This is a genomic window from Thalassobellus sediminis (assembly GCF_044386045.1).
Taxonomy (GTDB): domain Bacteria; phylum Bacteroidota; class Bacteroidia; order Flavobacteriales; family Flavobacteriaceae; genus Thalassobellus; species Thalassobellus sediminis.
Window position 1 is genome coordinate 148,374 of record NZ_JBISCD010000037.1, and the last position, 26,769, is coordinate 175,142.

The window sequence follows — 26,769 nt, forward strand, 5'->3', positions numbered from 1 at the left end:
TACAGTATGAAAAATATACAAATAATAACAAAAAAGGTAAAGTTAATAGGCTTTAGCTGCTTATTGCTAATATTATCAGGATGTAATCTTGATGAAGAAGTATTTTCTATATACACACCAGAGACATTTTATTCAAACGAAACACAAGTTTTATCATCCCTGTCAGGAATATATAGAAACTTTGCTCGTACAACGGGTATGGGTGTAGAATATAGATGTTTAGAACTTCCTGGAGATCAAGTAGTCGTTCATGAGAAAATCCAAGGTTGGTGGGGAGGCGCTAACTTTGCAGAATTAATGGAACATACTTGGACTCCAAGTCATAGTTATATTAATGGAACTTGGAATTCTTATTTCAAAACGGTTGGACAAACTAATGCACTTATTGCTTCTTTAGAAGGTTCTGCCTTATCAGAAGATGAAGTTTCTGGTCCACTTGCAGAGTTACACTCGTTACGTGCTTATGCTTATTTCTTTTTAATGGATTTATTTGGAAATGTTCCTGTTTTTACACTTCCTAAAGTAGATGCATTAAATTTACCAGAACAAAATACAAGAGCTGAAGTTTTTGATTTTGTTACTTCAGAACTAATTGCTGCAACAGCAGATTTACCTACTAAAGCAGAAGCCGGCGGTAGCTATTATGGTCGGTTTACTAAAGAAGCTGCTCAAGCTTTATTAGCAACTATATATTTAAATGCAGAAGTATATACTGGTACAGAACAAAATGCTAAAGCCATAGAATATGCTGATTTAGTAATAAACTCTGGAGCTTATAGCTTATTGCCTGATTATTTTGACAATTTTGTTGCCAATAACGAAGGTAACAACGAGTTTATTTTTGGAGCTGTTTACTCACCTGATGTATCTGGTGGTGTTGGACATCCATTAGTACAAAAAGTACTTCCTGGAATTCAAGGTGGTTTATTTGGCTTACCATATACCCCTCAAAATGGTTTTGGAACTAGACCATCTGTTCTTGCTTTATATGAAGACGGAGATGACAGAAAAAATCTTATTATACCTTATGGCGATTTAAAAGATCCTAGAAACGGCGAAACAATTATGGTAGAACGTATCGTTCCAGATCATAACTCTAGCTTATATGATCCTGAAACTTCTACAGAAGGACCAGTTCCTTACACTATTATTCCTGCTACAGGTATTCGTTTGCAACCAATGAACGCTGGTTTAAAATGGATAAAATGGGGCCTAGACCCTAAAACAAATGGAGGTAATGCAGGTAACGACATTGCTTTTATAAGGTATGCAGATGTATTATTAATAAAAGCCGAAGCTTTAGCTAGACAAGGTAAATTTGATTTAGCTTTACCTATAGTTAACGATGTTAGAGACAGAAGTAATGCTGCTCCATTAGCTTCATTAACCTTAGACGATATATTAGATGAAAGAGGTAGAGAATTAGCCTTTGAGATGCAAAGAAGAAGAGATTTAATCCGTTTTGGTGAATTTGGAAATACTTGGGAGTTTAAACAAGCTTCTGAAGCTTATAGAACTATTTTCCCTATACCTAAAGCTGCAATTGAAGCAAATCCTAAATTAAATCAAAACCCTGGATATCCACAATAATTGTTTAGTTTAGTTAATTAAAAAAGCGTTATAATAAATTTCTATTATAACGCTTTTTGTTTTTTAAATAAAATTCCAGTATAGCACAGGATGCCAATAAAACAGTAAACAAATATCTTTGAATTTAAACACCATAATTTATTCTTATGAAATATAATTTTTTGATTTTTTATTGCTTTTTCATGTTCTTAACATCATTAAACACTAGTGCTCAAAAGCATATAGGTAATTATGAAAAAGTTATTTCAGAAAAAGAAAATATAATCAAATTACAAACAGAAAACGGAACGGTAATTATTGAACTTTGTACACCATCAATTATTAGATATAGAACCAGTTGGAATAACAACTTTGAAGCTAACGAACCTTGGATGGTTTCTAATTATAATTGGAATGCTGTAAACTACAAATTAGAAGAAACGGAGTCTAATATTAACATCACTACTGCCCTACTTCAATTAAAAATTCAAAAACAACCTTTTGGAATTCAATTTTTTGATACTAAAGGAAGTTTATTATCATCTGAAACAAAAAACAACTTAGGTTCATTTCAAGAAAACAAAACCGTTAGTGCTATAAAACAACTACAACCTGATGAGCATTTCTTTGGTTTTGGTGAGCGTATGGACTTTTTAGACAGACGTGGTAAAAAAGTAAGATTAGATGTTGGTAGAGGTATTGGAAGACCTCATATTACCGGAGCATACAATGTGCTTAAAGCTAATTATAGTCCAGTGGCATTTTTTATGAGTACAAAAGGATATGGTATCTTTTTTCATAACGCACATCCAACTACTTGGGATATGGGCTCAACTAACTCAAATAGCTATAGCTTTAGTGCTGAAGGCGGTGAATTAGATTATTATTTTATTTACGGACCAACGTTTACTAATATTTTAGATGGCTATACCTCTATTACAGGAAAATCACCTTTATTACCAAAATTTGCTTTAGGATTACAAGTTGGAACCTATAGTGGTGGAACTTGGGGACATGAAGAAGAAACATCAACAGATTATGTTGTGGCTTTAGCTCAAAAGTTTAGAGATCTACAAATTCCGTTAGATGTTTTACACCTAGATTCTACATGGCGCATTTTTGGTGAGAATGGCGGAAAAGGAGCTACAAGCTTTGAGTGGCGTGAAACTTTTGATAATCCAGAAAAAATGTTTTCAGATTTATACGATTTAAAATTAAATATGGTTGGTGTTCATTTAAGACCACGATTTGATAATGGTAAAAAATTACGACTGCTTGATGAAGCTAGAGAAAAAGGATTTGTATATCCTGAAGAAAATAACCCTGGTGAATTTGTTAATTTTTTCGATCAAAAATCTGTCGATTGGTGGTTTGAAAATGGTGTAAAACGTGTTGCCGACCAAGGTGCTATGTTTTTAAAAACCGATGAAGGGAGTGCGTTTGGTAGAAAAGCAAACGAGAGTAATAAAACAGGTCCTCAAGGCGAATCAATTAAAGCTTTACATAATGTATTTCCTTTAGCTTATGCGAAAGCGGCCTATGAGAAATTTCAAGACTATAACAACATTAGAGGTATGAATAATACCCGCGAAGGCTTTGCAGGTATTCAACGCTACCCGTTTATTTTTGCTGGAGATTGGCCTAGTGAATGGCAATATTTTGAGCCAGTTATAAAAGCCGGATTAAACATTGGTCTTTCTGGTGTTGGTAATTGGGCACATTGCATGGGTGGTTTCGAGCATGTTGCAGACCCAGAATTATACATTCGTTGGTGTCAGTTTGGGTTATTGAGTCCTATTGCTCATTTATTCGGAATGGAACATCCTAATTATAAAGAACCTTGGAATTATGGTGATGATGCATTACGTATTTTCACAAAGTATGATAATATGCGCTATAGTTTAATGCCTTATTTATATAGCTATTCGTATATAAATCATACTAAAGGCACACCACTTATGAGAGCCTTAGTATTATCTAATCAAGAAGATAAAAATGTCTATAATATAACCAATCAATACATGCTGGGTGAAAGTTTAATGATTTGTCCAGTAACAGAAAAAGGAGCGCAAACACGAGTTGTTTATTTACCAAAAGGTACTTGGACAGACTATTGGACAAGTAAAACCTTTGAAGGCAAAAAGCATTACAATGTTTTATCTCCTTTAGATAAATTACCCATTTTTGTAAAAGAAGGCGCTATTATTCCAACTCAAGAACCAATACAATATGTTGGTGAAAAAGAAATTTCAAAATTAACTTTAGATGTGTATCCTAATGCATCAAATGCTTTTACAATTTATAATGATGATGGTAAAAGTTTAGACTATCAAAAAGGTGAATTTAATACAACCCTAATTCAATCAGAAGTTTCAGAAAAAAACATTAAATTAAATATTAATGCTACACAAGGTGATTTTAATGGAAATGAAATAACGTATATCGTAAAATTTCATTTAGATAAAAAACCAAATTCAGTTAATGTAAATAACAAAACCTATTTAGCACAAAACGAAATGTTTCAAGATGGTATATTTACAATCGCTCCAAAAGCAACGAATAAAGATAAAATCACAATTCATATTAATAAATAAGGCGTTTTTAACTAAAAAGAAATAAACCATTATGAGTTTTGTTATGATTAATATTCAAAATAAATGGACATTATTTTCATTTTTTTTATGCCTAAGTTTTATATCAAATACACAAGTAATTGAAAGAATAAATTATGAAAAAGGAGCACTTTTATTTGAAGATTCCTTTGATAAAAACCTTACTGAATGGGAAATAGAAACAGATACTTTACGAAACACCAAAATTGGTATTATTAATAAAAAATTAATTATTGATGTAGATTGTGGCGCTACTGTTTGGTTAAACAAAAAGCTTTCAGGAAATCTTTTAATAGAATATAAACGCAAAGTTATAATGGAAAATGGGTTAAATGATAGATTATCTGATTTAAACCAATTTTGGATGGCTAATGATCCTGAAAACTTGAATTTGTTTACTAGGAAAGGAACCTTTTCTCAATATCATAATTTAAAACTTTATTACTTTGGTATTGGCGGTAATACAAATACAACAACACGCTTTAGAAAGTATTTAGGTACCGGTGAAAGATATCTTATAAAAAATTTAAGAGATCAAAAATTCTTATTAAAAGCGAATAAAACATATAGTATAAAAACAATTGTTTACAATGGTGTAGTTAAAGTGTTTGTTGATAATAAGGAATATTTCTCATATTTTGATAAAGATCCATTTAAGGAAGGATATTTTGGATTTAGAACGACCCAATCTAGACAAGAAATAGATGATATAAAAATATATAGATTAAAATAGTAATGAATAAAACACTAATAACAACAGGGGTTCTTTGTTTTCTTATATGGATAAAAGCCGTTTCACAAGAAACTAGATCCTTTCAAGTTTTTCAATTTCCAACAAATATGATTCCTAGAATTGATGGAGATACTAAAGACTGGGATATAGTACCAGAAAGTTACTCTGTAGGTATGGATCAATTATGGGAAGATAGCGGAAAACATTCTAAAGCAGATTTAAAAAACCTAGATGTAACAGTAAAAGTTGGTTGGGTAAAAGGATTAAATCGTTTGTATTTCTTATATGAAGCCTATGATGATTATTGGAATTTTTCGTTATCAGGATTACAAAATGATACCTTCGAATTAATTGTAGATGCCGATTTATCTGGAGGTCCATTTATTGATAGGTTTCACCCAAACAAAAGCTTAAGTATGATGGATGCTTACTTTTCTTTTCATGGTGTTCACGCTCAAAATTACCATATTTTCACTCCTGCAAAAGATAAAGATTGGACCATGGTTTGGGGTAGTCAGCCTTGGATTAAAGACTTACCCTATGCAAACAAGGCTTATAATTATAATTTTAAACCAGGTGAAGCAGGTAAACTCATTCTCGAGTTTTGGATAACACCTTTTGATTATGCAGGTAATAATCCAGAAAGAGCTATTAAATCTATTTTAAAAGAAAATAATAATATTGGTTTATGCTGGGCAGTAATTGATTACGACGACGTAAACACAAAAGAAAACAATGGTTTTTGGAATTTATCTAAAGAGCATACTATGTACGGAAATGCAAGCTACAGCTTACCTTTTAAACTGATGCCTCTAGAAAATTCATTAAAAAAAGAAATAGAAGCAAAATGGAGTTTTAAAACTATAGACATAAAAAATCGTATCATTTCATTTTTAGATGAATCAAATGGCAATATAGAATCTTGGAAATGGGATTTTGGTGACGGGTTAACTTCATCTGAACAAAACCCAATACATCAATACAAAGAAGCTGGGAAATATGTTGTAGTACTTGAAATTAAAGGACCAAAAGGAACTTCTAAGCTATCAAAGGTTTGGGATGTTGCCGTAAAATAAATAAAACTTAATAAGACGAAACAATGAAAAGAAACATCATCTCATTAATAGTCATAGCGCTATCGTTAGTTGCTTGTAAAAAGGAAGTTCCAACAGAAATTATACTAACTAATAATTCTGATTTTGAATTAACAGACAAACCTATTTCTATAAAAAGAAACCTTGTATCTACAGACAGTATTAATTATTATCCTTTACTAATTAATGATTTAGACACTATTCCATCTCAAATTAACGATTTAGATGAAGATGGTAACTGGGACGAACTCTTTTTTGTTGCCAATTTTTCTGCTCAAGAGAAAAAAACAATAACTCTTAAATGGACTAATAAAAAGCCAAATTATAAAATTAGAACTAGTGCTCGATTTGGCAAAAGAGAATCTTCAACGACACCTGTTGTACCAAAAACCGCTGAATTAATGTTGGCAAACCAATTACCAAAAAATATCGGGTATCAACAATACCAAACTGATGGTCCTTCTTGGGAAAATGATAAAGTTGGCTTCAGACATTATCTAGACGGAAGAAATGCAAAAGACCTTTTTGGAAAAAAGTTATCGACTATGTCTCCAGAACAAGTAGGTATAAACTCAGAAGGTGCTGTAGAAGATAATTACCATGTTATGGAAGATTGGGGCAGAGATATTTTAGCAGTAGGAAATTCAATAGGTATTGGAGGATATGCACTTGCCACAAGAAACGAATTAATGAGACTAGGTGTCACAGTAAACGATTCTATAAATAATGTTGAAAAAACAACCTTTAAAATTCTTGTAGAAGGATCAGAAAAATCTATTTTAAACTATAACTATCAAAACTGGCAACCTAATGAAGGTAACAGAAACTATTCAGTAAAAGAAACCACAACAATTTATCCTGGTTTATATGGATATAAAAACACCGTGTCTATTTCTGGTATTCATGGTGATGAAAGTTTAGTTGTTGGTATTGTAAACATTAATAATGATAAGGAACTATCTATAATTAATGAGAATGAAAATTACGTTGCACTATACACACATGATAAACAAACCTACGATAAAAAGTGGTGGTTAGGAATGGCACTAATTGTTCCTAAAGAATTATACCTTGGTTATACAGAAGCTCCAAAAACAGGTGCACTTTCTAATACTTTTTTAGCAAAACTTAAAATTGAAAACAATAAACCTATTAATTACTATGCCATTGCTGGTTGGGAACTTAGCGATTCTGGTTTTGTTGATGAAGCTTTTTTTGTTAACTATTTAAATAAAGTAACCAATCAACTTTCCACAGAAATTGATATTAAAATAACCAACTAAAAACAAACCTAAAGAAATGAATATTAAGACATTTACAAATAACATCAGTATCAAAAAAAATCTAATATTTTTATCAGTAATTTGTTTTGTTTCCTGTACAAATTCAGTAAAAAAAGAAGTGGTAGAAGAACCGCAAAATGATACCAATGCTCCTTTACATGCTTTACAACCGGACTACCCTATTCCATATGGAGTTAGATCTGTTGAAGACATCACAAAAACCTTAGATAGAGTCTATTCATTTTTAGAAACAAATACAGCTTCTAAACTTGTAGATAATAAAACAAAAGAGGAAATAACTAATTTAGAAGACCTTAGCGAAAACACTATTTTTGAAGAAGGTGTTTTTAGACTTACAAGTTATGAATGGGGTGTTACCTATGCAGGAATGTTAGCCGTTACAGATGCTACAGGTGATAAAAAATATGCCGATTACACGAATAAAAGGTTACAAATTTTTGCAGATATAGCTCCATATTACTCAAAAAAACTAGCAAACAACAAAGATTTTGCGTCTCCAATAAAAAAATCATTAAAACCACATGCTCTAGATGATGCCGGTGCTATTTGTGCTGCTATGATTAAGGCTAAAAGATCTGGATCACAAGCCAATCTTCAACCTTTAATTGATAATTTTATTAATTATATAAGCAACAAACAATTTCGTTTACCAGATGGTACTTTAGCTAGAAATAGACCACAACCTAACACATTATGGTTAGATGATTTATTTATGAGTGTTCCCGCTTTAGCACAAATGGGAAAACTAACTGGGGATACTAAATATTTTGATGATGCTGTAAAACAAGTTCGCCAATTTTCAGAACGTATGTTCAATACAGAAAATGGATTGTATATGCATGGTTGGGTGCAAGCTATGGAGGAGCATCCTCAATTTCATTGGGCAAGAGCTAATGGTTGGGCAGTCATGACACTTGTAGAACTATTAGAAGTACTGCCAAAGGATCATGAAGGTTATAATGATGTATTAAAACAATTGCAAGCACATATTAAAGGGCTTGTGAAATATCAAAATGGCACAGGCTTTTGGCATCAACTAATTGATAGAAATGATACTTATTTAGAAACATCTGCAACCGCGATTTATACCTATGCAATTACAAGAGCTATAAATAGAGGTTATATTGAAAAAATGGTGTATTCACCAATAGCATTATTAGCTTGGAATGCCATATCAACAAAAGTAAACACAAAAGGCCATGTTGAAGGAACTTGTGTAGGTACAGGTATGGGCTTTGATCCTGCATTTTACTATTACAGGCCTATAAATATTTATGCGGCTCATGGCTATGGCCCTGTATTATTAGCTGGTGCTGAAATTATAACACTATTGAAAAACAACAAATTTGAAATAAATGATAGTTCGCTTCAATTAAAAATCAAGTAATATTTATGTTTAAATCAATAAATATCCTCTTCCTTTTTCTATGCTTTTTGATATTAAGTTGTAACAAAAAAACAGAACAAAAAGTAAAAAAACAAAATCCTAACATTCTAGTTATTATAGCAGATGATGCTGGTTGGAATGATGTTGGTTATCATGGTTCTGAAATTAAAACGCCTAATATCGATTGGCTCGCTAATAATGGTGTGCAGTTAGATAGGTTTTATGCAAACCCAACCTGTTCTCCTTCGCGAGTATCTTTGTTAACAGGTATGCCTGCCAGTAGAATTGGTATAGTGGCTCCTATTAGTGGAAAAAGTAAAAAAACACTTCCAGATTCTATTACAACATTACCACAAGTACTAAAAAAGCATCATTATGAGAATGCATTGTTTGGAAAATGGCATTTAGGATTAGATATAAAAAATGGACCTAATGCCTTTGGATTTGACTATTCATATGGGTTTCTTCACGGACAAATAGATCAATATACACATCGTTATAAAAATGGAGATCCGAGTTGGTACAGGAATGATAAAATGATTGAAGAAGAAGGCCATACTACCGATTTATTAACAAAAGAAGCCATAGAATGGCTAACTACAAAACGAGATACTACTAAAAGCTTCTACTTACAATTGGCACATAGCGCTCCTCACTTTCCTTTACAAGAAGAAGACAAATGGAAAGAACCTTATTTAGAGACTATTGCAGACGATTCTAGAAGAGATTACGCAGCAGCAATGACTCATATGGATCATAGTATTGGGAAGGTTTTAAAAACCTTAAAAGAGCTAAATATAGAAGATAATACATTAGTTATTTTTATGAGCGATAATGGCGCAATGGAAAGATGGTACCCAACTTATCAATATAACGGCGAACATGGACCAAATCCTGTATTAGGAAATAATAAACCATTGAGAGACTGGAAAGCTTCTAACTACGAAGGAGCTATTCGTGTACCCGCCATTTTATATTGGAAAAACCACTTGAATTCTGAAAATAATTTAAATTTCATGTCTGTTTCAGATGTTATGCCAACTATACTTTCATTAATTAATGCAGACATTCCTAAAGGTGTTGAAGGTTTTAATACTTGGCCTTCAATTTTAAATTCTCAAGAAGAAACAACACATGACATTTATATTCGTGGACACAAACAAGAAAGCCTAATACATAAGCCTTGGAAAATTATTAGAAACCGCTATAAAGATAATTCGCCAGCAACCTATCAGCTTTATAATATTGAATTAGATCCTGAGGAAAAAGAAAATTTAATTACTGAAAATGCTTCTGTATTGGCAGAAATGAAAACATTACTTCAAAATCAATTTATTAAAGATGATAAAACCGTAAATGTTGAATTAAAATAAACTTAATTACATACCAAATAGAATTAAACTTTATTAAACTAAAACCATCAAAATAAATGAATGACACCATAAAAAATGCCTTTAAAATGAAATTAAAACCTGGTTTTGAAGCAGAATATAAAAAGAGACACGACGAAATATGGCCAGAACTCTCTGCTTTACTATCTGAAACCGGTATACAAGATTACAGTATATATTTAGATCAAGAAACCTTGATACTTTTTGCTGTTCAAAAAATAAGTAAAAACTTTGATAAAAATTATTTGCCTAACCATCCCATTGTAAAAAAATGGTGGGCATACATGGGAGATATTATGGAAACAAATCCAGATAATTCGCCCATTGAAAAACCTTTAAAAGAGGTTTTTCATATGGACTAAAAATCTAAAAACAAACAACTATATTTAAACTATTGAACAGTAATTATTTTGCTGCTTCGTTGCGTATCTTTTCCTTTTAAAACTAGTAAATAATTACCAGATGCTAATTTGTTTCTACCTAAAACAATAACATTTCTTCCTTGCGAGTAACTCTTTTCAGGAATATCAAACACCTTAACACCCATCAAATTATATATAGATATTTTAACCTTTGAAGCTTGATTTAAATTAAAAACAACATTGGTTTCACTAGAAAAAGGGTTTGGATAATTAGAAACACCTTCAAACTTATTAATCTCATTAACACCTAGTGTTGACGTTTCAAAAGGACCTAAATCTGGTGCAGTACCAGTAAAAGCTAATCCAACATCAATACCAGCATCTATAAGGTCGCTTCCAGCATTTAACTTCATGAAATCAATATCTGGTAAACTTCCGTCTGCTTTTCTAGCAGATGTTAATAAGGCAATATCTAAACTAACATAATCGCTAGCATTTGCTGTAATACCATTTTGCCAGCTATTATTAGTTAAAATTAATGTAGTAGCTCTGTAACTATCGCTACTATTTCCGGAGAAACTAACAGTGTTTTTAATTTCAAGTAAATTTGCAATGTTAGAACTACTAAAGTTTATATTTCTACCATTACTATAAGATGCACAATTATAAATTACAACATCTCCCCTATTACTATTATGATCAAATCCATCATATACATTACCCACAGCAATACAATTTTTATATGTAGCATTATGTTTTAATAATTTGTCATCGCTCCCACCAGTTTTAAAACCATTTCCATCTCCTGCTCCTACTGTTCCATTCTTTAAATAACCATTTTTAATAGCCCAACAGTTTTCATGTGTAGTGGTTAAATTATTAGAACCTCTTAAATAACCATCCCAACCATCATCAAGATTTTGCCAAGCACGACAACCAATAAATTTATTTCCTGTTCCTGCATTTAACTTACATGCAAAACCATCAGCATTTTCTAAACTTGAATCTGCATTATAAAAAGAATCACAATTAAGAATAGTATTATTGTTTCCTCCACTTGCAATTTGTAGACCGGTATCTTTACACTCGCTAAATGTGCAAAACTCTATTAAATTATAAGCTCCATTAATAAATAAACCGTTATCTCCTGCTCCAAATACATCAATACCTTTTATATGCCAATAACTACCAGATAATGATATAGCACGATTAGATGAGCTTTCAGACATTGAGGAAAAATCAAAAAGAGGTCTGGAATTATTATCAGGATGTGATAAAAAAGAAATCAAATTTCCGTTTGTTCCACTTCTAGAAATTGAAAACTTTGAATTAAATGTATATGTTCCTTCTAAAACATAAATAACATCTCCTGCTGATGCATTTGATAATGCAGACAAAACTTGTTGAGGAGTGCTTACAGTAATTTCTGCAGCTATAGCTATAAAGTTGTTTATAAGAATTAGGGCAATTAATAATTTATGCTTCATAATAATTTATTTAGTTGAGAATAATAATCTATAACTAATAATAGACTAAACAAATTACAAGACTAATTATAATAACCCTTGCTATTTTAAAAAAAAAATATAATTAATTAACACTAATAAGTTTAGTATTCTTTTGACCATCAGAGCTTTTTAAAACTAATAAATAGTTCCCAGATGCTAATTCATTTCTATTCAAATTAAATGAATTTTTACCTGTAGAAAATGTTCTTTCTGGTAATTCAAATACTTTTAACCCCATTAAGTTATAAATATATGTTTTTATTTTTGAAGCTTGTTTTAAATTAAAAACTACTCTGGTTTCATTTAAAAAAGGATTTGGGAAATTTGAAAAGTTATTTAAAAATTCATTCTTCTTTAAACTTAAAGTTCCAGATTCTGAATAGCCTAAATCTGGTGCAACACCATTAAAAGAAAAACCTACATCGTATCCGGCATCTATAAGATCACTATTTGGGGCCAATTTTAAAAAATCAGTATCAGGAAGATTACCATCAAGTTTCCTTGGCGCTTTTAATAATTCAATATCATATGCAATAAAATCCTCAGGTGTTATAGACACACTTAAATCAAAATAATTATTATTAAGAATACATCTAGGCTTATCAATTTTTGTTACTTCGTTTGAAGGCGAAGATGCACCAGCTCCCAAATTGTTAGCCATTACATGTCCCCAACCATCAACATCTGTTCCATAATCTGTAGCATTTAATGCTTTACAATTTAGCATATTATAGTTTTCAGGATTTTGAAATGCAGAATTATTATACCAATAATTTCCGTTTAAATGATGATTGGCATAAAACCCTCTTAATCTGTTTTTTGCAGCTATACAAAATTGAACTGTGTTCATTGGTATAGGCGAGTATCTATCTCGAACTTGAGTAAAAGATTGTGCCGCTTTACCATAACCTCCTGCTTTAAACCCTGTACCATCACCTCTTGATACTAAATCACTTCCTGTTCCTGTAACCGATGAATATCCATTATAAAAAGCCCAACAATTTTCTATTAATACTGGTTCAGCTGAATTAATCAAATCAAAACCATCATCACTGTTTAACCAAGCACGACAACCTCTAAAAATATTTCCAGTGTCTCCATTTCTAACATGACAACCAAACCCATCAACATTTCCTCCTCTACCTCCTTCAGAAACTGAGTCCCAGTTTTCATAAGCATCACAATTCAAAATTAAATTATTCGAACCTCGTAAAATATAAACACCAATAGCCATATTATTATGCATACTAATGTTCTCTAATATATTATTGCTTCCTTTAATCTCAAAACATTCAGACTGCGTATGAGTTGTTATAGTTACCTGAACACCAATAATTTCTATCCCTCTAATATGAATATTACTTCCTGTAAGGTAAAAAGCAAAAATTCGTTTATTGGCTGGTTTTATATTTGAATAATCAAAAACAGGTTTTTCATCTTGATATGCATAATAATTTATACCATTTTTATTTAATTCTGTAACATAAGCCCAAATATCAAAATACCGTGCTATTTGGTCTTCTCTCATGGTATAGTTACCACCTCTAATATAGACAGTGTCACCTGATGAAGCTAACTCTTGAGCTCTTTTAATTGATTCTACAGGGTTAGATATTGTTCCATTATTTGAGTCATTACCATTGGAAGCAACGAAATAATCATTTGCAAACATCAAGGAGTTTACAAAAATAATAGTCAAAATTGTAAACAAATTCTTTAACATAATCTTACTTTTTTCATGTATAAATTTAAGGAATATTTTTCTAGGTATAATTATAAGAAAATAGATTTTCACGAATGCATATTCATGAAAATCTATTTTCTTAATTTTTATATAGAGCTAAGCCCTTCACTATTCGTCTTCTTTCCAAGTAAATGGTAAATACCAATTATCAGTATTCAATAATCTAGAATGAACAGCTTCAGCATTTGCATTTCCTTCTTTAGCAAGTTTATCTCGAATTTTATCAGCAAGAAATGCAGGGTCATTACGACGTAAAGCAACACGAACTAAATCTCCCCAACGATTACCTTCAAAAGCTAATTCTAAAGCGCTTTCTTTAATAAGATTGTCTTCAATAGATATTAAACTGTCTCCAACAACTTCAGCTCTTTGTACATAAGCTCTACCTCTTATACCTCCATTTCGATGCCAATCACTTCTAAAATAAGGAAAATCACCTTGTCTTGCATCAAAATTATATGGGAATGGTAAATGCGTTTGTTCAATATTTGTTACATCAGTTTCTCCTGGAACAGTATACTCACGTTGTAAACCAAAATTTAAAAGTGCATCTGCTACGCGATGTTGACCATCACGATTTGCAGCTTCAGCAAAACGTAAATGAAGTTTTGCTGCGCGATAAAGCATCCAACGCCCTGTTTTATTTGAAGAAATAGTATTGGTAGAAAAATTAGTTACTGGATCTATATAATTATATAAATACTTTTTTACAACAGGGTTTTCCCCATCCATAAAATAGCTAAATTTCTGACCACGAGCATCATAAGGAATTCCGTTGTTTTGTTTCTCATTATCCCATAACGAAATAGCTTCTTGAGATGGTTTAATAAGGTAATCATTAGCAAAAAGATCGACAAAAGGGTATTTAGGAGAAAACACAAAAGAATATGGTATAGACCAAACCCATTCTGTATTCCATAAAACATCAGCTTCACGAGCAAAAATACTCCCCCACCCTTTAGTATTACTAATAACTAAACCTGTAGCATCTTGTTCTCTATATCTTAAATATCCTACAGCTAAATCTTCATTTGAAGCAATCTCAGCAAATTTAACACGATATGTATCAAAAACCTCAGAATCATTACCACTACCAGTACCTGTTTCCATGACATTCTTATAATGACTTGCAGCTTCTAAATAATTACCTTTCCATAATTGAATATCTCCAAGAAGACATCCCTTATTTATAAAAAATTTCTCCGTACTGAATCCATCTACATTAATAAGTAAAGAACTACCAGTAGCATACAAATCTGTATACGGTAAGTCCTCTGTAAATGCTATTAACTCATCAAGTAATTCATCAAAAGAAATTCTAGGATAAGTAGCTAAATCTTTAACATCATTAATATTGGCAATTGGTTCAGTAATATAAGGAACACTTCCATAATGAATTCCTAACTGTAAATACAACCAACTTCTTAAAGCTCCAACATCAGAATACCGTTGATTAAAATCGGTCGCATCCATTCTATTATCTGCCCTCATTAATAGAAAATTTTTCAGAATATCATTACAGTTGTTAATTAATTCATAAAAATCTTTAGGGTTTGCGTATGGATTTTTTTGACTAACTGAATGTTCATTTAATTCTTGAAGCGTTAAATCAGCATTAATTGTTGGACTAAGCAAATCTGCTCTTAATTCATTAAGTACAACATATTTCTCTGCAAGGCCTATAAATTTACCATAAAGCCCAACTATGGCTGCATCTGCATCAAAAACATCACGGTAAACTTGATCTATGTTTAATTTATCTTGAGGCTCAACTTCTATATAATCCTGACAAGAAGATAAACCCAAAAAAACGACTAAGGTTCCTAGAGTGATTTTTTTACTAATATTGTTAATCATTGTTCTCATTTTTCTCATTTTAAAAATCATTATAGTCCTAAGCGTAATCCTAATTGTATTGTCATAAACTGAGGCATCAAACCAATATCTGCACCTTGACCAAAAATAGATGATGATGCACTAAACTCAGGATCATAACCTAAATAATCAGTTAATGTAAATAGGTTATTTCCACTAGCATAAACCTTCATATATTTTATAGATTTAGAATCTACATCAATATCATAAGATATAACAAGTGTTTTAAGTCTTATGTATGATCCATTTTCTATCCATCTACTAGAAAATGAAGCATTACCTAATGGATCTCCCCAAGTAGCTCTTGGTATTGAAGTTTCTTGTCCTTCAGCTATCCAACGATTGTTTATTGCCGTACTTTGATTTTCGAAACCACTCATTTTCTCTAAACTTTGACGTACACCATTGTATAAATCATTTCCTTCTGAGAAATTGAATAAAGCAGAAATACTTAATTTCTTATAAGTAAAATTAGTACTTAAGCTTCCTGTAAAATCTGGATTTGGATTACCAATTACTTGTCGGTCTGCATTATCAATAACCTTATCTCCATTAATGTCTTCAAAAATAACATCTCCACCTCTAAAAGGCATTAAACTTCCATTTTCTAAACGTTTAGATAGTCCTGCAGAAGTTGCTTGAGCTGTTGTTGCATAAACTCCATTTGCTTTAAATCCATAAAACAAATTAGCATCTTGTCCTTCATCAGTTATGTATGTTGCACCTCCAAATTGAGTAATTATTCTATCATTAGGTATATCTAAAACTTCATTTTTATATCTAGCTACATTTAAGCCTATATCGAATTTCACATCCGGTGTATTAATTAATCGGCTATTAAGTCCAACTTCAAAACCACGAGTATTCATAGTACCACTATTAGAAACAATGTAATCAAAACCACTTGGGGTTGTTAATGTTTCATAAGTAATCATATCTGTAGTTTTATTTTCAAAAACATCTAAAGATGCATTAAGACGCTCATTAAACAGCGATAAATCTGTTCCTAAATTTATTTTACGCACTGTTTCCCATTTTAATTCAGGGTTTCCAATATTTCCTCTAACCAAACCTTGAATACCTAATAAGTTTTGAGATACATATAATTGTTGTGCTGTATAGTTTCCAATATCGTCATTACCACTTATTCCTATACTTGCGCGAAGTTTAAATAAATTGATACCTGAATTTTTCATAAACTTTTCAGATGAAACTAACCATGCTGCTGATAAAGAACCTAGACCTGTAGCAGATATATCTTCTCCAAATCGGCTTGAACCATCATATGAAGCATTAAGTGTTAAAAAATATTTATTTAGGTGACTATACTGTCCGCTAAAGTAGGCGTTATACCAATTCCATTCTCCTAAAGCTCCTCCTACTTGTCTTAAAAGATTACTCCCTGCTCCAACTGTTGTAAAGTCATCTGTAGCTGAATTAAAACCTAATCCTAAATCACTTTCAGACTCATTTGATTGTGTTCTCAAACCTAAACGAACATCAATATTACTTTTATAATTAAAGTCCTTAGTGAAACTTAAAAAACCATCTGTATAAAGAGAATAGTAACGTTGTACTTCACTACCACTACGATTAGTCGCTGTAATTAACTCTATTGGAGATTGAATGTTTGCTACACCAAAATCTGGAATAAAAAAGTTTTCACGCTCTTTGTTATAAGTTAATCCAACTAAAAGATTTGCTTTTAATGCTTTAGTAAAATCATATTGAAATTTTAGATTACCAAAGAATCTGTAATTCTTATTTATAGCAATACCATTTTCAATAATTGCATTAGGATTACCTACATCAAAAATATCAACATCTGCTAAATTTGGAGAAACTTCTCCTGTTTCGTTTATAACGTTTACTGCTGTAAATGGTGATTTTGTTAGCCCCAAATAAATTGGACTTGTTTTATATGCAAGACCTTGATTGTTTTGGTTCTCATTATTATAAACAAAAGACAAATTAGCATTTACTAAAAGTCTTTCCGAAAGACGCAGTGAAGAATTTAATCTTACATTATATCTTTGTAAATCAGAATTTCCAGCTATACCTTCACTATTTAAATAGCCAACAGATATACCATACTTTGCAATTTCATCTCCACCTCTAATTTTTAAGAAATAACTTTGATTTGCACTACTTTTGAAAACTTGATCTTGCCAATTTGTTTGATTGTGGTATTGGTAATAAGATCCACTATCACGATTATCTAACATCCAAGGCTGAGCTGCAATTTGTTCTTGACTCATACCTCCAGTTGCAAATAATTGAGACAAGTAAGTTCTATATTCTCCAGAGTTCATTACTGGTAATTCATGAGAGTCTTCATTAATACCACCATACATAGTGAAATCAATCTTTGTACTTAAATCTACTGGACGAGTTGTTGTTATTATTATTACCCCATTTGCTCCCTTTGTTCCATATAGTGAAGAACCATCTTTTAATACAGTTATATCTTCAATATCCTTTACATCTAACATTGAAAGCGGTGATGAAATATTATACTGAATAATTCCTGAACCATAATCTTCATCGTCATAAATCATTCCATCTAAAATTATTAAAGGCTTATTTGTTGCATAAAGTGAATTAAAACCTCTTAATGTTAAATAAGAACCAACTCCAGGTACACCAGAGTTACCAACACTATTAAGACCTGCAACACGACCTTGTAAAAAACTACCCACAGATTGATTAACTGGGTTACTCCATTGGTCTTTTTCAAAATCTACAACTTGTGCTGCTTTTGGACTAGTATATTGTAATTGTTCTGTACTAGGTAAATTTGCTGTTTGATAAAATTGAGAATAACTATCTTCAAAAAGATTAATTTCAATTTCTTTATTTCTATTTTTTAAAGGAAAAACTTTAGTTTGATAATTTTGTCCGCTTACTAAAAGTAAGCTATTAAGATGCGGAACGTTAATAGAAAAGCTTCCATCTTCGTCTGAAATTGCAGCAGAAAAGCCTTCAACAGCAATATTAATTCCAGAAATTCCCTCTCCTGTTTTAGCATTTTTTATAAGTCCAATAACTTGGATTCCTTTATTTTTTTTAGAATCTACAGATGTAGAATCTTGAGCATAAAGGATACTGTCAATTCCACCTAATAAAAGTATGCAGAGTAGACTAGTTAGTTTCAATATTTTAAGCATAATAGTTGGTTTAAAAGACATTTATTTAATTACTGGAACTAGTTTTAAGTAATCTAGAGTTAGTGTATTATCACCGTTTCTACCTGTATTAGCGGCAACTAGAGAAATAAGGTCTAGCCTACCTGCTTCATCAAGAGTAAACTCGCCTACAAATGTTTCGTCATATACATCTTGTAAAACATCTGTATACTCAAGTTCAGCTATTGGGTTTTCTACTGTACCATCTGGTAAAACAGTACCTCCAAAGCGTAAAGTTTGCTGAAAATCATTACCCTGTATATCGTTAATAGCTCTCCAATAAACTTTATAAGTTGTACTGTACAAGTTATTTGCACTATAATTAATTGTAAACAAAGGTGTTCCATGATTTTGAACCATAATATCATAAAACATAACCCCGTTTGGATCTTCTTTTTCTCTGTAAAAAGTATTGGAACGCTTATCACCTCTACTAAAGCCGTTTGGCTCTTCTCCTTCAATTTGTGTTGTCAATAATCGTGTTTCTAAAGGTACTTCAAGCGTACTCATTATATAAACAATACCATTACTTAATTGCACTTCTTCTACAATATTACTCTTATCAATAGGAACTTTAACTCCAAAACTTGATACAAGTGTATCTGGAAGATTCTCACGTGCTACAGCCTTATGGAAAGCAAAATCTCTTGCAGTAAAGTACCTAGCATAAACGGTTGTAGAATCTTGATTGCTTTTTGTTAAATATGGCTCCATTTTTTCTACCTCTGAATTGTAACCATCATTTTCTAACATGAAAAAAGTATATTTATTTTTCTCATTATTTAGATTATAAACATTTTTAAGATAGGAGTTAGTTAATGAATCTGCGAACATTTCATGAATTTCTTCTTCACTTGCCTTAGCTATACTATCAGATTGATACACGTTAAATTCAGTTAGCGATAATAAATATGCACTCATTTCATTAGTACCAGATTTCTCATTTATATATTGCCAAATATTAGATTTAGGCTCTAATGCTTTATTAATAATATGAAATAAGCCATTTGATGCATATTGATCTGTAGTAACAACAGGAGACTGTGCCATTACATTACCATTTTTGAATTCTAAGTATTTATTAGAAAGCATTTGTACGGTAACAGTATCAGCTTCTGTAACTGAAGAAAAAGCTGTTAATGCAATATGATTTTTTACAAATAATTTTTTGCTGTTCAAATCACTTAAAAAAGAAGGGTCAACCTGATTTAATGCTTCATTTGTAGGAGCCCAAACCGTATAGGTTTTAGAATTAGATAACTCAGTATCATAACCTGTTTCTACTAAAAGTTTACCAAATTCAGAAGTTTCAGAAGTATTCTGTAAACGCTCACTTAGATTTTCTGTGAGGCTTTTGTCGTTCGTATTACTACGTTCTTCCCAAGGGTCTGAGCAAGAAATAGCTGCAATAAGAGCAAAACTGGCCAAAAAGCCTTTTGTGTATGTTTTAATTGATATCATCCTTAATGGATTAGTTTAAATATTATTATATATATTAATTATGATGCTTATTCATAAATTAGCCCATCACCACCTGATTCGAACTTAGGATATAATTGATCCATATCTATAGGTCTGAATTCAACTATATCTATCCAAGTTTCACCATTTCTACTATCTTGAACAGCTTCTAAGGTTAACTTATGTGTTCCTGTTGTTTTAATCTCTACAATACCAGCTAGTCTACAATTAAACCTGTTGGTATGTGGTTCAATATGTCTTTTATAACCTTGAGATTCTAAGACACGCTCTGGAAGTGATGTATTACCGTATTCTGTGAAATTAATAAACCTTGAAAGTGTTACATCATCAACTTTTACACTAACAGCAGCTGAAGACCTTCCATTTTGCCTGTACGACACCCAAACTTTATATGTTCCTTTTATAATTACAGGTGTATCAAAAGTTATAGGGTCTAAAAACCCATTTCTGAACCTAGTTAATTCCATAATATCTCCGTGCCAAGCTCTATCTAAATAAGCACCATCACCAATTGCAGGAGCTCGATAAATTAAAGATTGATTATCTGGCCAATCAACTCTACTTAATTCACTTTTTAGAAAAGATGCTCTATTATCAGGTTTTCTAAAAACGGAACTAAGTTGTCTTACTTCTGGTTGATCTCCAACATCAAAATAAACTGGTGATGGAAACCTTTTTTTAATGAAAAAATTCTCTTTAACATAATGTAAAACACCATTTGAAGCTGTAATGTCACTTTCGCTACGATTAATTTCTACGCCCTTTTCTAAAACACCAGCAAAAGTTTGTTCATTAATTAATAGGCTATCAGCTGCTAATTTAAAAGTTACAACTTCTAGAGGAGCCTTTGTAAGAGATGCCGGTGTTACTGCTAAATCTGCTAAATAACTTAAGCTTGGAACAATACGATATGCGACAAATAGATTTAAACTATCTTCTAGATTCAAAGGATCATCTAAATGACTATACCTTGATTTTAAATCATCAATATTACTAAACCCTGCTTCTTGAAACACCTCATTTTTTTGAGCAAGAATTGTTAAATGATTGGATATACTATCAGCATCATACGTTAAAGGTTCATTTAATCTATCAAACCAACCTGTAACCTTAAGTGCTTCAGTAAAAAGAGAAAGTGAAGGATCTTCTTCAAAAGTTTCAGCTAATGTTTTATCTGCCACAAGTAATGTTTTATCTAAAACATGTATAATTCCATTTCCAACAACTATGTTAGAATTTACTATACGAGCTTCTTTATTAACAGTAATACTTGAAGCTCCATCTATAAAAGCAGCACCAGTAATTAAGAATTGCCCCTGTAAACTAGGGCTTGCTATTTTTCCATCGTTAAAAGAAGTGGTATTTACTGCTTCTGGTAAGATATGAAGCTTTGCTAATTCTTGAAGATATTCTAATGGCATATCATTTACAGAACTAACACCTTGCTCATTTAAAAGTTGAGTGATGGCATCATTAGTAGGTAGAAATAATGTGTATGTACCATATGTATTCATAAAAGCAGCATAACCAGTAACATCTAAAATCTCTAAAAACAATGAATAATCATCATTTACTCTTAAAAATTCTGTAATATTAAGTGTCTCATCTGTAGATTCTTTAAATTTTTCAGATGTACAATTAAGAATAAAAATAGTCATTACAACAGCTAGTGTAAGTCTAAATAAATTGTGTGAATTAAATATTTTTTTCATGACTCTTTTTTTATTTGTAAAACGGGTTCTGAACAAGTTCCTTATTTGTAAACAATTCATTCTCATTTATAGGAAGATAATGGCTATTAGAATCTTTCATCTTAGCTATTATACTTTGTTGTTGATTTGCAGGAGCGCTTTGCAGAGCAACAGCCAAAAGAATATCTAAATATTTATAATCTTCCTTTCGAGCATTTCGTAAAAGATCAAACCAACGCTTACCTTCAAAGGCAAACTCTCGTGCACGCTCAGCAAGAATATATAATCTTATACCTTGAGTGTCATCGACACCAAGTTGCTCTTCTGTAAGTTGAATAGCCGCTCTTTTTTGTCTAAGATCTGCTATAATATCTAAAGCTTCACTACCACGATTTAACTCGTTTAAAGCCTCTGCTTTCATTAATAACACATCAGCATAACGATATACAAACCAATGAGTATCTGATTCTTGCAACGATTTACGCTGAAATTCGTTAAGACCAGTGTATTTATAAATTTCGTTAGTACCTGGCACCATAGAAGCTCTTTCTCCACGAACATCTTTATTCTCTGCATCTTCAAAATCAACTCCAAAGACACCTTCTAAAACTATTGGTGATGCTAGATATTGCGGACGCTGTAAAAAGATGCTATAAAACGGATTAAGATTTTGAGTTGTATACTGAAGCTCAAAAATACTTTCGGTAGAATTTCCTCTAGCAAAAACAGTTGTAAACCATAAATTATTATTGGTTCCATCAATTAATGCAAAATTACCTGTGTTTATTACTTTATTGGCTGTTGCCAAGGCTGCACCATAATTTGCTTGCCATAAATAAACATCTGTTAACATAGCATTTATAGCACTCTTAGTTATTCGTCCTTTATTTTCTACCTCAACACCATAATCTTCAACCGCAAAACCTTCAGCGGTAATTAAATCTATAACCACTTGATCAAAAACCTCTGATTGTGAAGTAGTAGGTAATTGAAAATTATCGTCATCAGAAAGTGTCGCTTCCAATTTTAAAGGTACATCTTTAAATGTACGAGCTAATGTAAAATATAAATACGCTCTTATGGCTAAAGCTTCAGATAAATAATTATTTAGTTGCGATTGTGTTAGAGTTGGGTCATTTTCTAAAACCTCTGGAGCAAGATCAATAACCGTATTACAAAAATTAATTATACGGTAAAATTGAGACCAACTAGTAAAACTATTAGAAGGTAATACATTAGAAGTAAGCATATCTATTTGATCGTCAACCATAAACCCCCCTGGACTTATCATATCTGCTCTAAGCTCACCATACATAAAAACAAACTCTGCAAGTGTTCGGTCGCTTCCTAAACCTGGAGGTGTATTTAACATTGATGAATAAATACCTATTACCGCTGCTCGAATATCTTCTTTCGTTTTCCAAAACTCTTCACGTATGGTTCCGTTTTCGGGTTTTAAATCTAAATAGCTATCGCAAGAGAGATTTAATATTGCTATCAAAATAGCTAAAGTATATATAATTTTTGTTCGCATGAATCAAATAGTTTATTATTAAAATCTAGTTCTAAGACCTATTGTAAAACGTCTAGTTGGTGGTGTTCTAGAATAATCAATTGCTATCCCAAAAGGATCTCCACCTCTCATGTTTACTTCTGGATCTTGACCTCTATACTTAGTAAAAGTTAAAATATTATCTGCCGTAAAAAAGAGATTTAAGTCATCCAACTTTAAATTCTTCAAAAATTCGCTACTAAACTTATAGCTAAAAGTAGCTGATCTAAATCTTAAAAAAGATGCATCTTCAACATAACGATCTGAACCAAGCCAGTTATAAGCTGTTCCGTAAACTGCCCGCGGCATATTTGTTACATCTCCAGGGTTTCTCCAACGAGATAATGTTGCTGTACTTTGATTATCAAAACCATACATATTAGTAGCAAGCATATCAGTACCATTTACAATATCATAATCTAAACGATATGTAAAGAATAACAATAACTTAATTCTATTATCAAACGATATAGATGGTCCGAAACCTCCAGTAAATTTAGGATTACTATTACCAAGATACACTACATCACGACTATCTATATTACCATCTTTATTTATATCTTCATATATAGCATCTCCCTGTTGAAACACGTAGTCTGTATTTGGATAATTAAATCTCATATATACATTTTGTCCATTTGGGCCTGTAATCACATCTCCATTTGCGTCTTTTGCAAGCGTAGACTGTGTATCTGGGTATACCCCCTTGAACCTATAACCATAAAAAGAACCGAATGGATTATCTGTTTGAAGAAAACGTTTAAATTGTCCGTTACGATCAACATTACCACTTTCACTTGGATAAAATTCTGAAATTTCACGAATTACATTTTCATTTCTCGAGATATTGAAATTAAAATCTACTCGCCACTTGTCAGATTTAAAAGGGGTTGTAAAAAGACCTATTTCCCAACCTTGATTATCAAGAGTACCAACATTTTGATCAGAAATATTAGAATATCCAGAAACACTTGTTACATTTATATTTTGAAAAAGAAGATCTTTAGTTCTATTTTGATACACATCAATATCTACTGAAAAACGATTGTCAAACATTTTAAGGTTTATACCAAAGTTTTTACCAGTTAAAGTTTCCCAACGTAAATTAGCTAACTCAATATTTTCTGGATACACACCACTATATCCAACATAATCTGAATTAAAATTACCATAAGTATTAAAATAACGGTAATCATAACGAGGCGCTCTTCCAGATTGTCCTATACTAGCTCTAAAACTAAAGTCATCAACAAAATCTAAATTCTCCATAAACTTTTCCCCTGAAACTCTCCAACGTGCAGATAGAGAAGGAAAAAGAGCATAACGATTATCAGGACCAAATTTTGAATTTCCATCACCACGAACACCTACATTTAAAATATATTTATCTAATAAGCTATACTGTGCACTAATTAAAGCAGAGACATTACGTGATTGGCTATTATTATTATAAAGTCTTAATTCTGAATTTTGTGTTCTTGAAGGCACAGATGGATCTGTTAATAAAGATGATGCTGTATTAGATGTAAGTGCTTGATGAGACTCATATCTATAATCACTAGTTTGCAAAGAAACAATAGTTTGGAGATTATGATCAGCACCTAAATCTGGTGTGTATATAATGTTCGTTTTTGAAGTTACTGTAGTTGCATCAACATCTGCATCTGAAGCTCTATTAACAACTGTTTCTGTAAAAGGTCTACCTGTAGCATTTTGTGGTAAAAACGTTTTAGCCTTTGTGCTGTTAAAGTCAAACTGAAGATCGAAAGTAGAAATTAATCTTTCCGGAATTAAATCTACTTTTAAATTAAAATGTGGAACAATTCTATCTCCTGTTTGCACATTTGATGCATATTCAGCTAAAGCAACAGGGTTGTATGTACGTGAATACCCTCCTTGAATATTCTGTGCAGGTGAAAAATAATTTGGTGTTAAATCACCTAAATCATCGTATTCAAAAATACTCATATTAGGCATCTTACCATATGCAACACTTCTTACTCTATCTCCACTACCAGTACCATTTACATAGTTCCGTTCTGTTTCTGTACGTGTATATGAAAAATCGGCCTTAAAACGAATTCTATCAGAAACCACATAATCTAAATTAAGACGGCCATTAATACGTTCAAAACCTGTTCCTTTTGTTACACCTTTAGAATTATAATAACCTACCGAAGTATAATAACGAGCCTTTTGCCCTCCACCTTGTAAAGATAAATTATGCTCACCTGTTATACCTGTTTGAGAAATTGCATCAACCCAATTGGTATTGTTACCATAATTCTTATACCAATACACTTCTTGTGGGTCAAATTGAAATTCTTTAACGGTTAATGTATTAAGAGGTGCTCCAGTACGATTCATAAAAGCCTCAGGAATTAATATAGAATATTGATCGCCACTAAGCATAGGTATTGTGTTTGGAAGTTGAGACATGGTACCAGTATAACTATATCCAATTTTTGGTGCACCTACAGCTCCCCTTTTTGTATTAATTACTAATACACCACTGGCTGCTCTAGCACCCCACATGGCAGTAGCCGCAGCATCTTTTAATATGGTAATACTTTCGATATCACTAGGGGCAACATTTAGTAAAGCCGCATATCCTTGCGCATCTGCAGAACCAAAATTAAAATCTTCAGGAATAGATGTTTCATAAGGCATACCATCAACTACTACTAAAGGGTCTGATGAACCAGTAATGGAAGATGTTCCTCTAATACGAATTTGCATACCTGCTCCTGGATCACCAGAAGCAGCAGTAATATCTACACCTGCTACTCTACCCTGTAGTGCTTCATCAATAGAAGCTGCTTGAGTATTTTCAACATCAGCTGCCTTAATAGTAACTGCACTTGTAGTTAAATTACGCTCAGCAACTTGAAGCAATCCACTTTCTGCAGCTTTTTCAGCAGTAATTACAATTTCATCTAATCCTTCTACTGAAACTTCCATATTAACAATTATGTTCTTCTGGTTTCCAATATTTATTGTTTTTGTCTTGTAGCCTAGTGTTGAAATAACTAATTGATTAGTAGTGCTTTTAACACGAATTGCAAAATTCCCATCAAAATCGGTTATAACACCTGTTATAGTACGTTTTTCAGCATCTTGTTCAATTACAGTTGCACCAGGTAAAGGTAATTTGTCACTTGCATCTAATACTTGACCTCTAATAACATTATTTGTTTCTTGTGCAGATAACTGCATTGATGTTATAGAAATTAGTATAAATAAAAAGCAGTATAGTAAGTTGGTTAATTTATATTTCATT

Annotated in this window: 16 protein-coding genes; 8 read left to right on the forward strand and 8 right to left on the reverse strand. The window is 31.8% G+C overall.

Annotated features, from left to right (window positions below):
* Positions 1–6: 6 nt before the first annotated feature.
* The 8 genes from ACH5TW_RS02515 (at position 7) to rhaM (ending at position 10,452) form a co-directional block, all read left to right on the forward strand.
* The gene (locus tag ACH5TW_RS02515) at positions 7–1,590 is read left to right on the forward strand and encodes a RagB/SusD family nutrient uptake outer membrane protein (RefSeq protein WP_439334905.1); all 1,584 of its coding nucleotides are present in this window, start codon (positions 7–9) and stop codon (positions 1,588–1,590) included.
* Between the two features lie 182 nt (positions 1,591–1,772).
* Positions 1,773–4,163 carry a glycoside hydrolase family 31 protein gene (locus ACH5TW_RS02520; protein WP_439334906.1) on the forward strand — a complete coding sequence of 797 codons (2,391 nt, stop codon included), beginning with the start codon at positions 1,773–1,775 and terminating at the stop codon, positions 4,161–4,163.
* 31 nt (positions 4,164–4,194) lie between these two features.
* Positions 4,195–4,914 (forward strand): DUF6250 domain-containing protein, encoded by a 720-nt coding sequence (locus tag ACH5TW_RS02525; RefSeq protein WP_439334907.1) that lies wholly within the window; start codon positions 4,195–4,197, stop codon positions 4,912–4,914.
* A 2-nt stretch (positions 4,915–4,916) separates the two neighbouring features.
* Complete coding sequence (locus ACH5TW_RS02530; protein WP_439334908.1) at positions 4,917–5,990, forward strand: PKD domain-containing protein; 1,074 nt, start codon at positions 4,917–4,919, stop codon at positions 5,988–5,990.
* A gap of 23 nt (positions 5,991–6,013) precedes the next feature.
* On the forward strand, positions 6,014–7,291 hold the full coding sequence (locus ACH5TW_RS02535; protein WP_439334909.1) for a DUF4861 domain-containing protein: 1,278 nt from the start codon (positions 6,014–6,016) through the stop codon (positions 7,289–7,291).
* Between the two features lie 118 nt (positions 7,292–7,409).
* On the forward strand, positions 7,410–8,699 hold the full coding sequence (locus ACH5TW_RS02540; protein ID WP_439334910.1) for a glycoside hydrolase family 88/105 protein: 1,290 nt from the start codon (positions 7,410–7,412) through the stop codon (positions 8,697–8,699).
* Between the two features lie 5 nt (positions 8,700–8,704).
* Positions 8,705–10,072, forward strand: a complete 1,368-nt coding sequence (locus tag ACH5TW_RS02545) for a sulfatase family protein (protein WP_439334911.1) — start codon at positions 8,705–8,707, stop codon at positions 10,070–10,072.
* A gap of 56 nt (positions 10,073–10,128) precedes the next feature.
* Entirely contained in the window at positions 10,129–10,452 is a 324-nt protein-coding gene (gene rhaM, locus ACH5TW_RS02550; RefSeq protein ID WP_439334912.1) for an L-rhamnose mutarotase, read from the forward strand.
* Between the two features lie 29 nt (positions 10,453–10,481).
* Here rhaM and ACH5TW_RS02555 read toward each other — a convergent pair whose 3' ends face one another.
* The 8 genes from ACH5TW_RS02555 to ACH5TW_RS02590 all read right to left on the reverse strand — a co-directional run bounded on the left by ACH5TW_RS02555 (position 10,482) and on the right by ACH5TW_RS02590 (position 26,768).
* Positions 10,482–11,939, reverse strand: coding sequence for a right-handed parallel beta-helix repeat-containing protein (locus ACH5TW_RS02555; protein ID WP_439334913.1), 1,458 nt, complete (start codon positions 11,937–11,939; stop codon positions 10,482–10,484).
* Between the two features lie 103 nt (positions 11,940–12,042).
* Positions 12,043–13,683 carry a right-handed parallel beta-helix repeat-containing protein gene (locus tag ACH5TW_RS02560; protein ID WP_439334914.1) on the reverse strand — a complete coding sequence of 547 codons (1,641 nt, stop codon included), beginning with the start codon at positions 13,681–13,683 and terminating at the stop codon, positions 12,043–12,045.
* Positions 13,684–13,812: 129 nt separating this feature from the next.
* Complete coding sequence (locus ACH5TW_RS02565; RefSeq protein ID WP_439334915.1) at positions 13,813–15,570, reverse strand: RagB/SusD family nutrient uptake outer membrane protein; 1,758 nt, start codon at positions 15,568–15,570, stop codon at positions 13,813–13,815.
* 20 nt (positions 15,571–15,590) lie between these two features.
* The gene (locus ACH5TW_RS02570; RefSeq protein ID WP_439334916.1) at positions 15,591–18,746 is read right to left on the reverse strand and encodes a SusC/RagA family TonB-linked outer membrane protein; all 3,156 of its coding nucleotides are present in this window, start codon (positions 18,744–18,746) and stop codon (positions 15,591–15,593) included.
* 21 nt (positions 18,747–18,767) lie between these two features.
* On the reverse strand, positions 18,768–20,225 hold the full coding sequence (locus tag ACH5TW_RS02575; RefSeq protein WP_439334917.1) for a fasciclin domain-containing protein: 1,458 nt from the start codon (positions 20,223–20,225) through the stop codon (positions 18,768–18,770).
* 47 nt (positions 20,226–20,272) lie between these two features.
* Positions 20,273–21,958: a fasciclin domain-containing protein gene (locus tag ACH5TW_RS02580; protein ID WP_439334918.1), complete on the reverse strand. Its 1,686-nt coding sequence runs from the start codon at positions 21,956–21,958 to the stop codon at positions 20,273–20,275.
* A 10-nt stretch (positions 21,959–21,968) separates the two neighbouring features.
* Positions 21,969–23,471, reverse strand: coding sequence for a RagB/SusD family nutrient uptake outer membrane protein (locus tag ACH5TW_RS02585; RefSeq protein ID WP_439334919.1), 1,503 nt, complete (start codon positions 23,469–23,471; stop codon positions 21,969–21,971).
* A gap of 18 nt (positions 23,472–23,489) precedes the next feature.
* Positions 23,490–26,768, reverse strand: a complete 3,279-nt coding sequence (locus ACH5TW_RS02590; protein ID WP_439334920.1) for a SusC/RagA family TonB-linked outer membrane protein — start codon at positions 26,766–26,768, stop codon at positions 23,490–23,492.
* Position 26,769 lies beyond the last annotated feature (1 nt).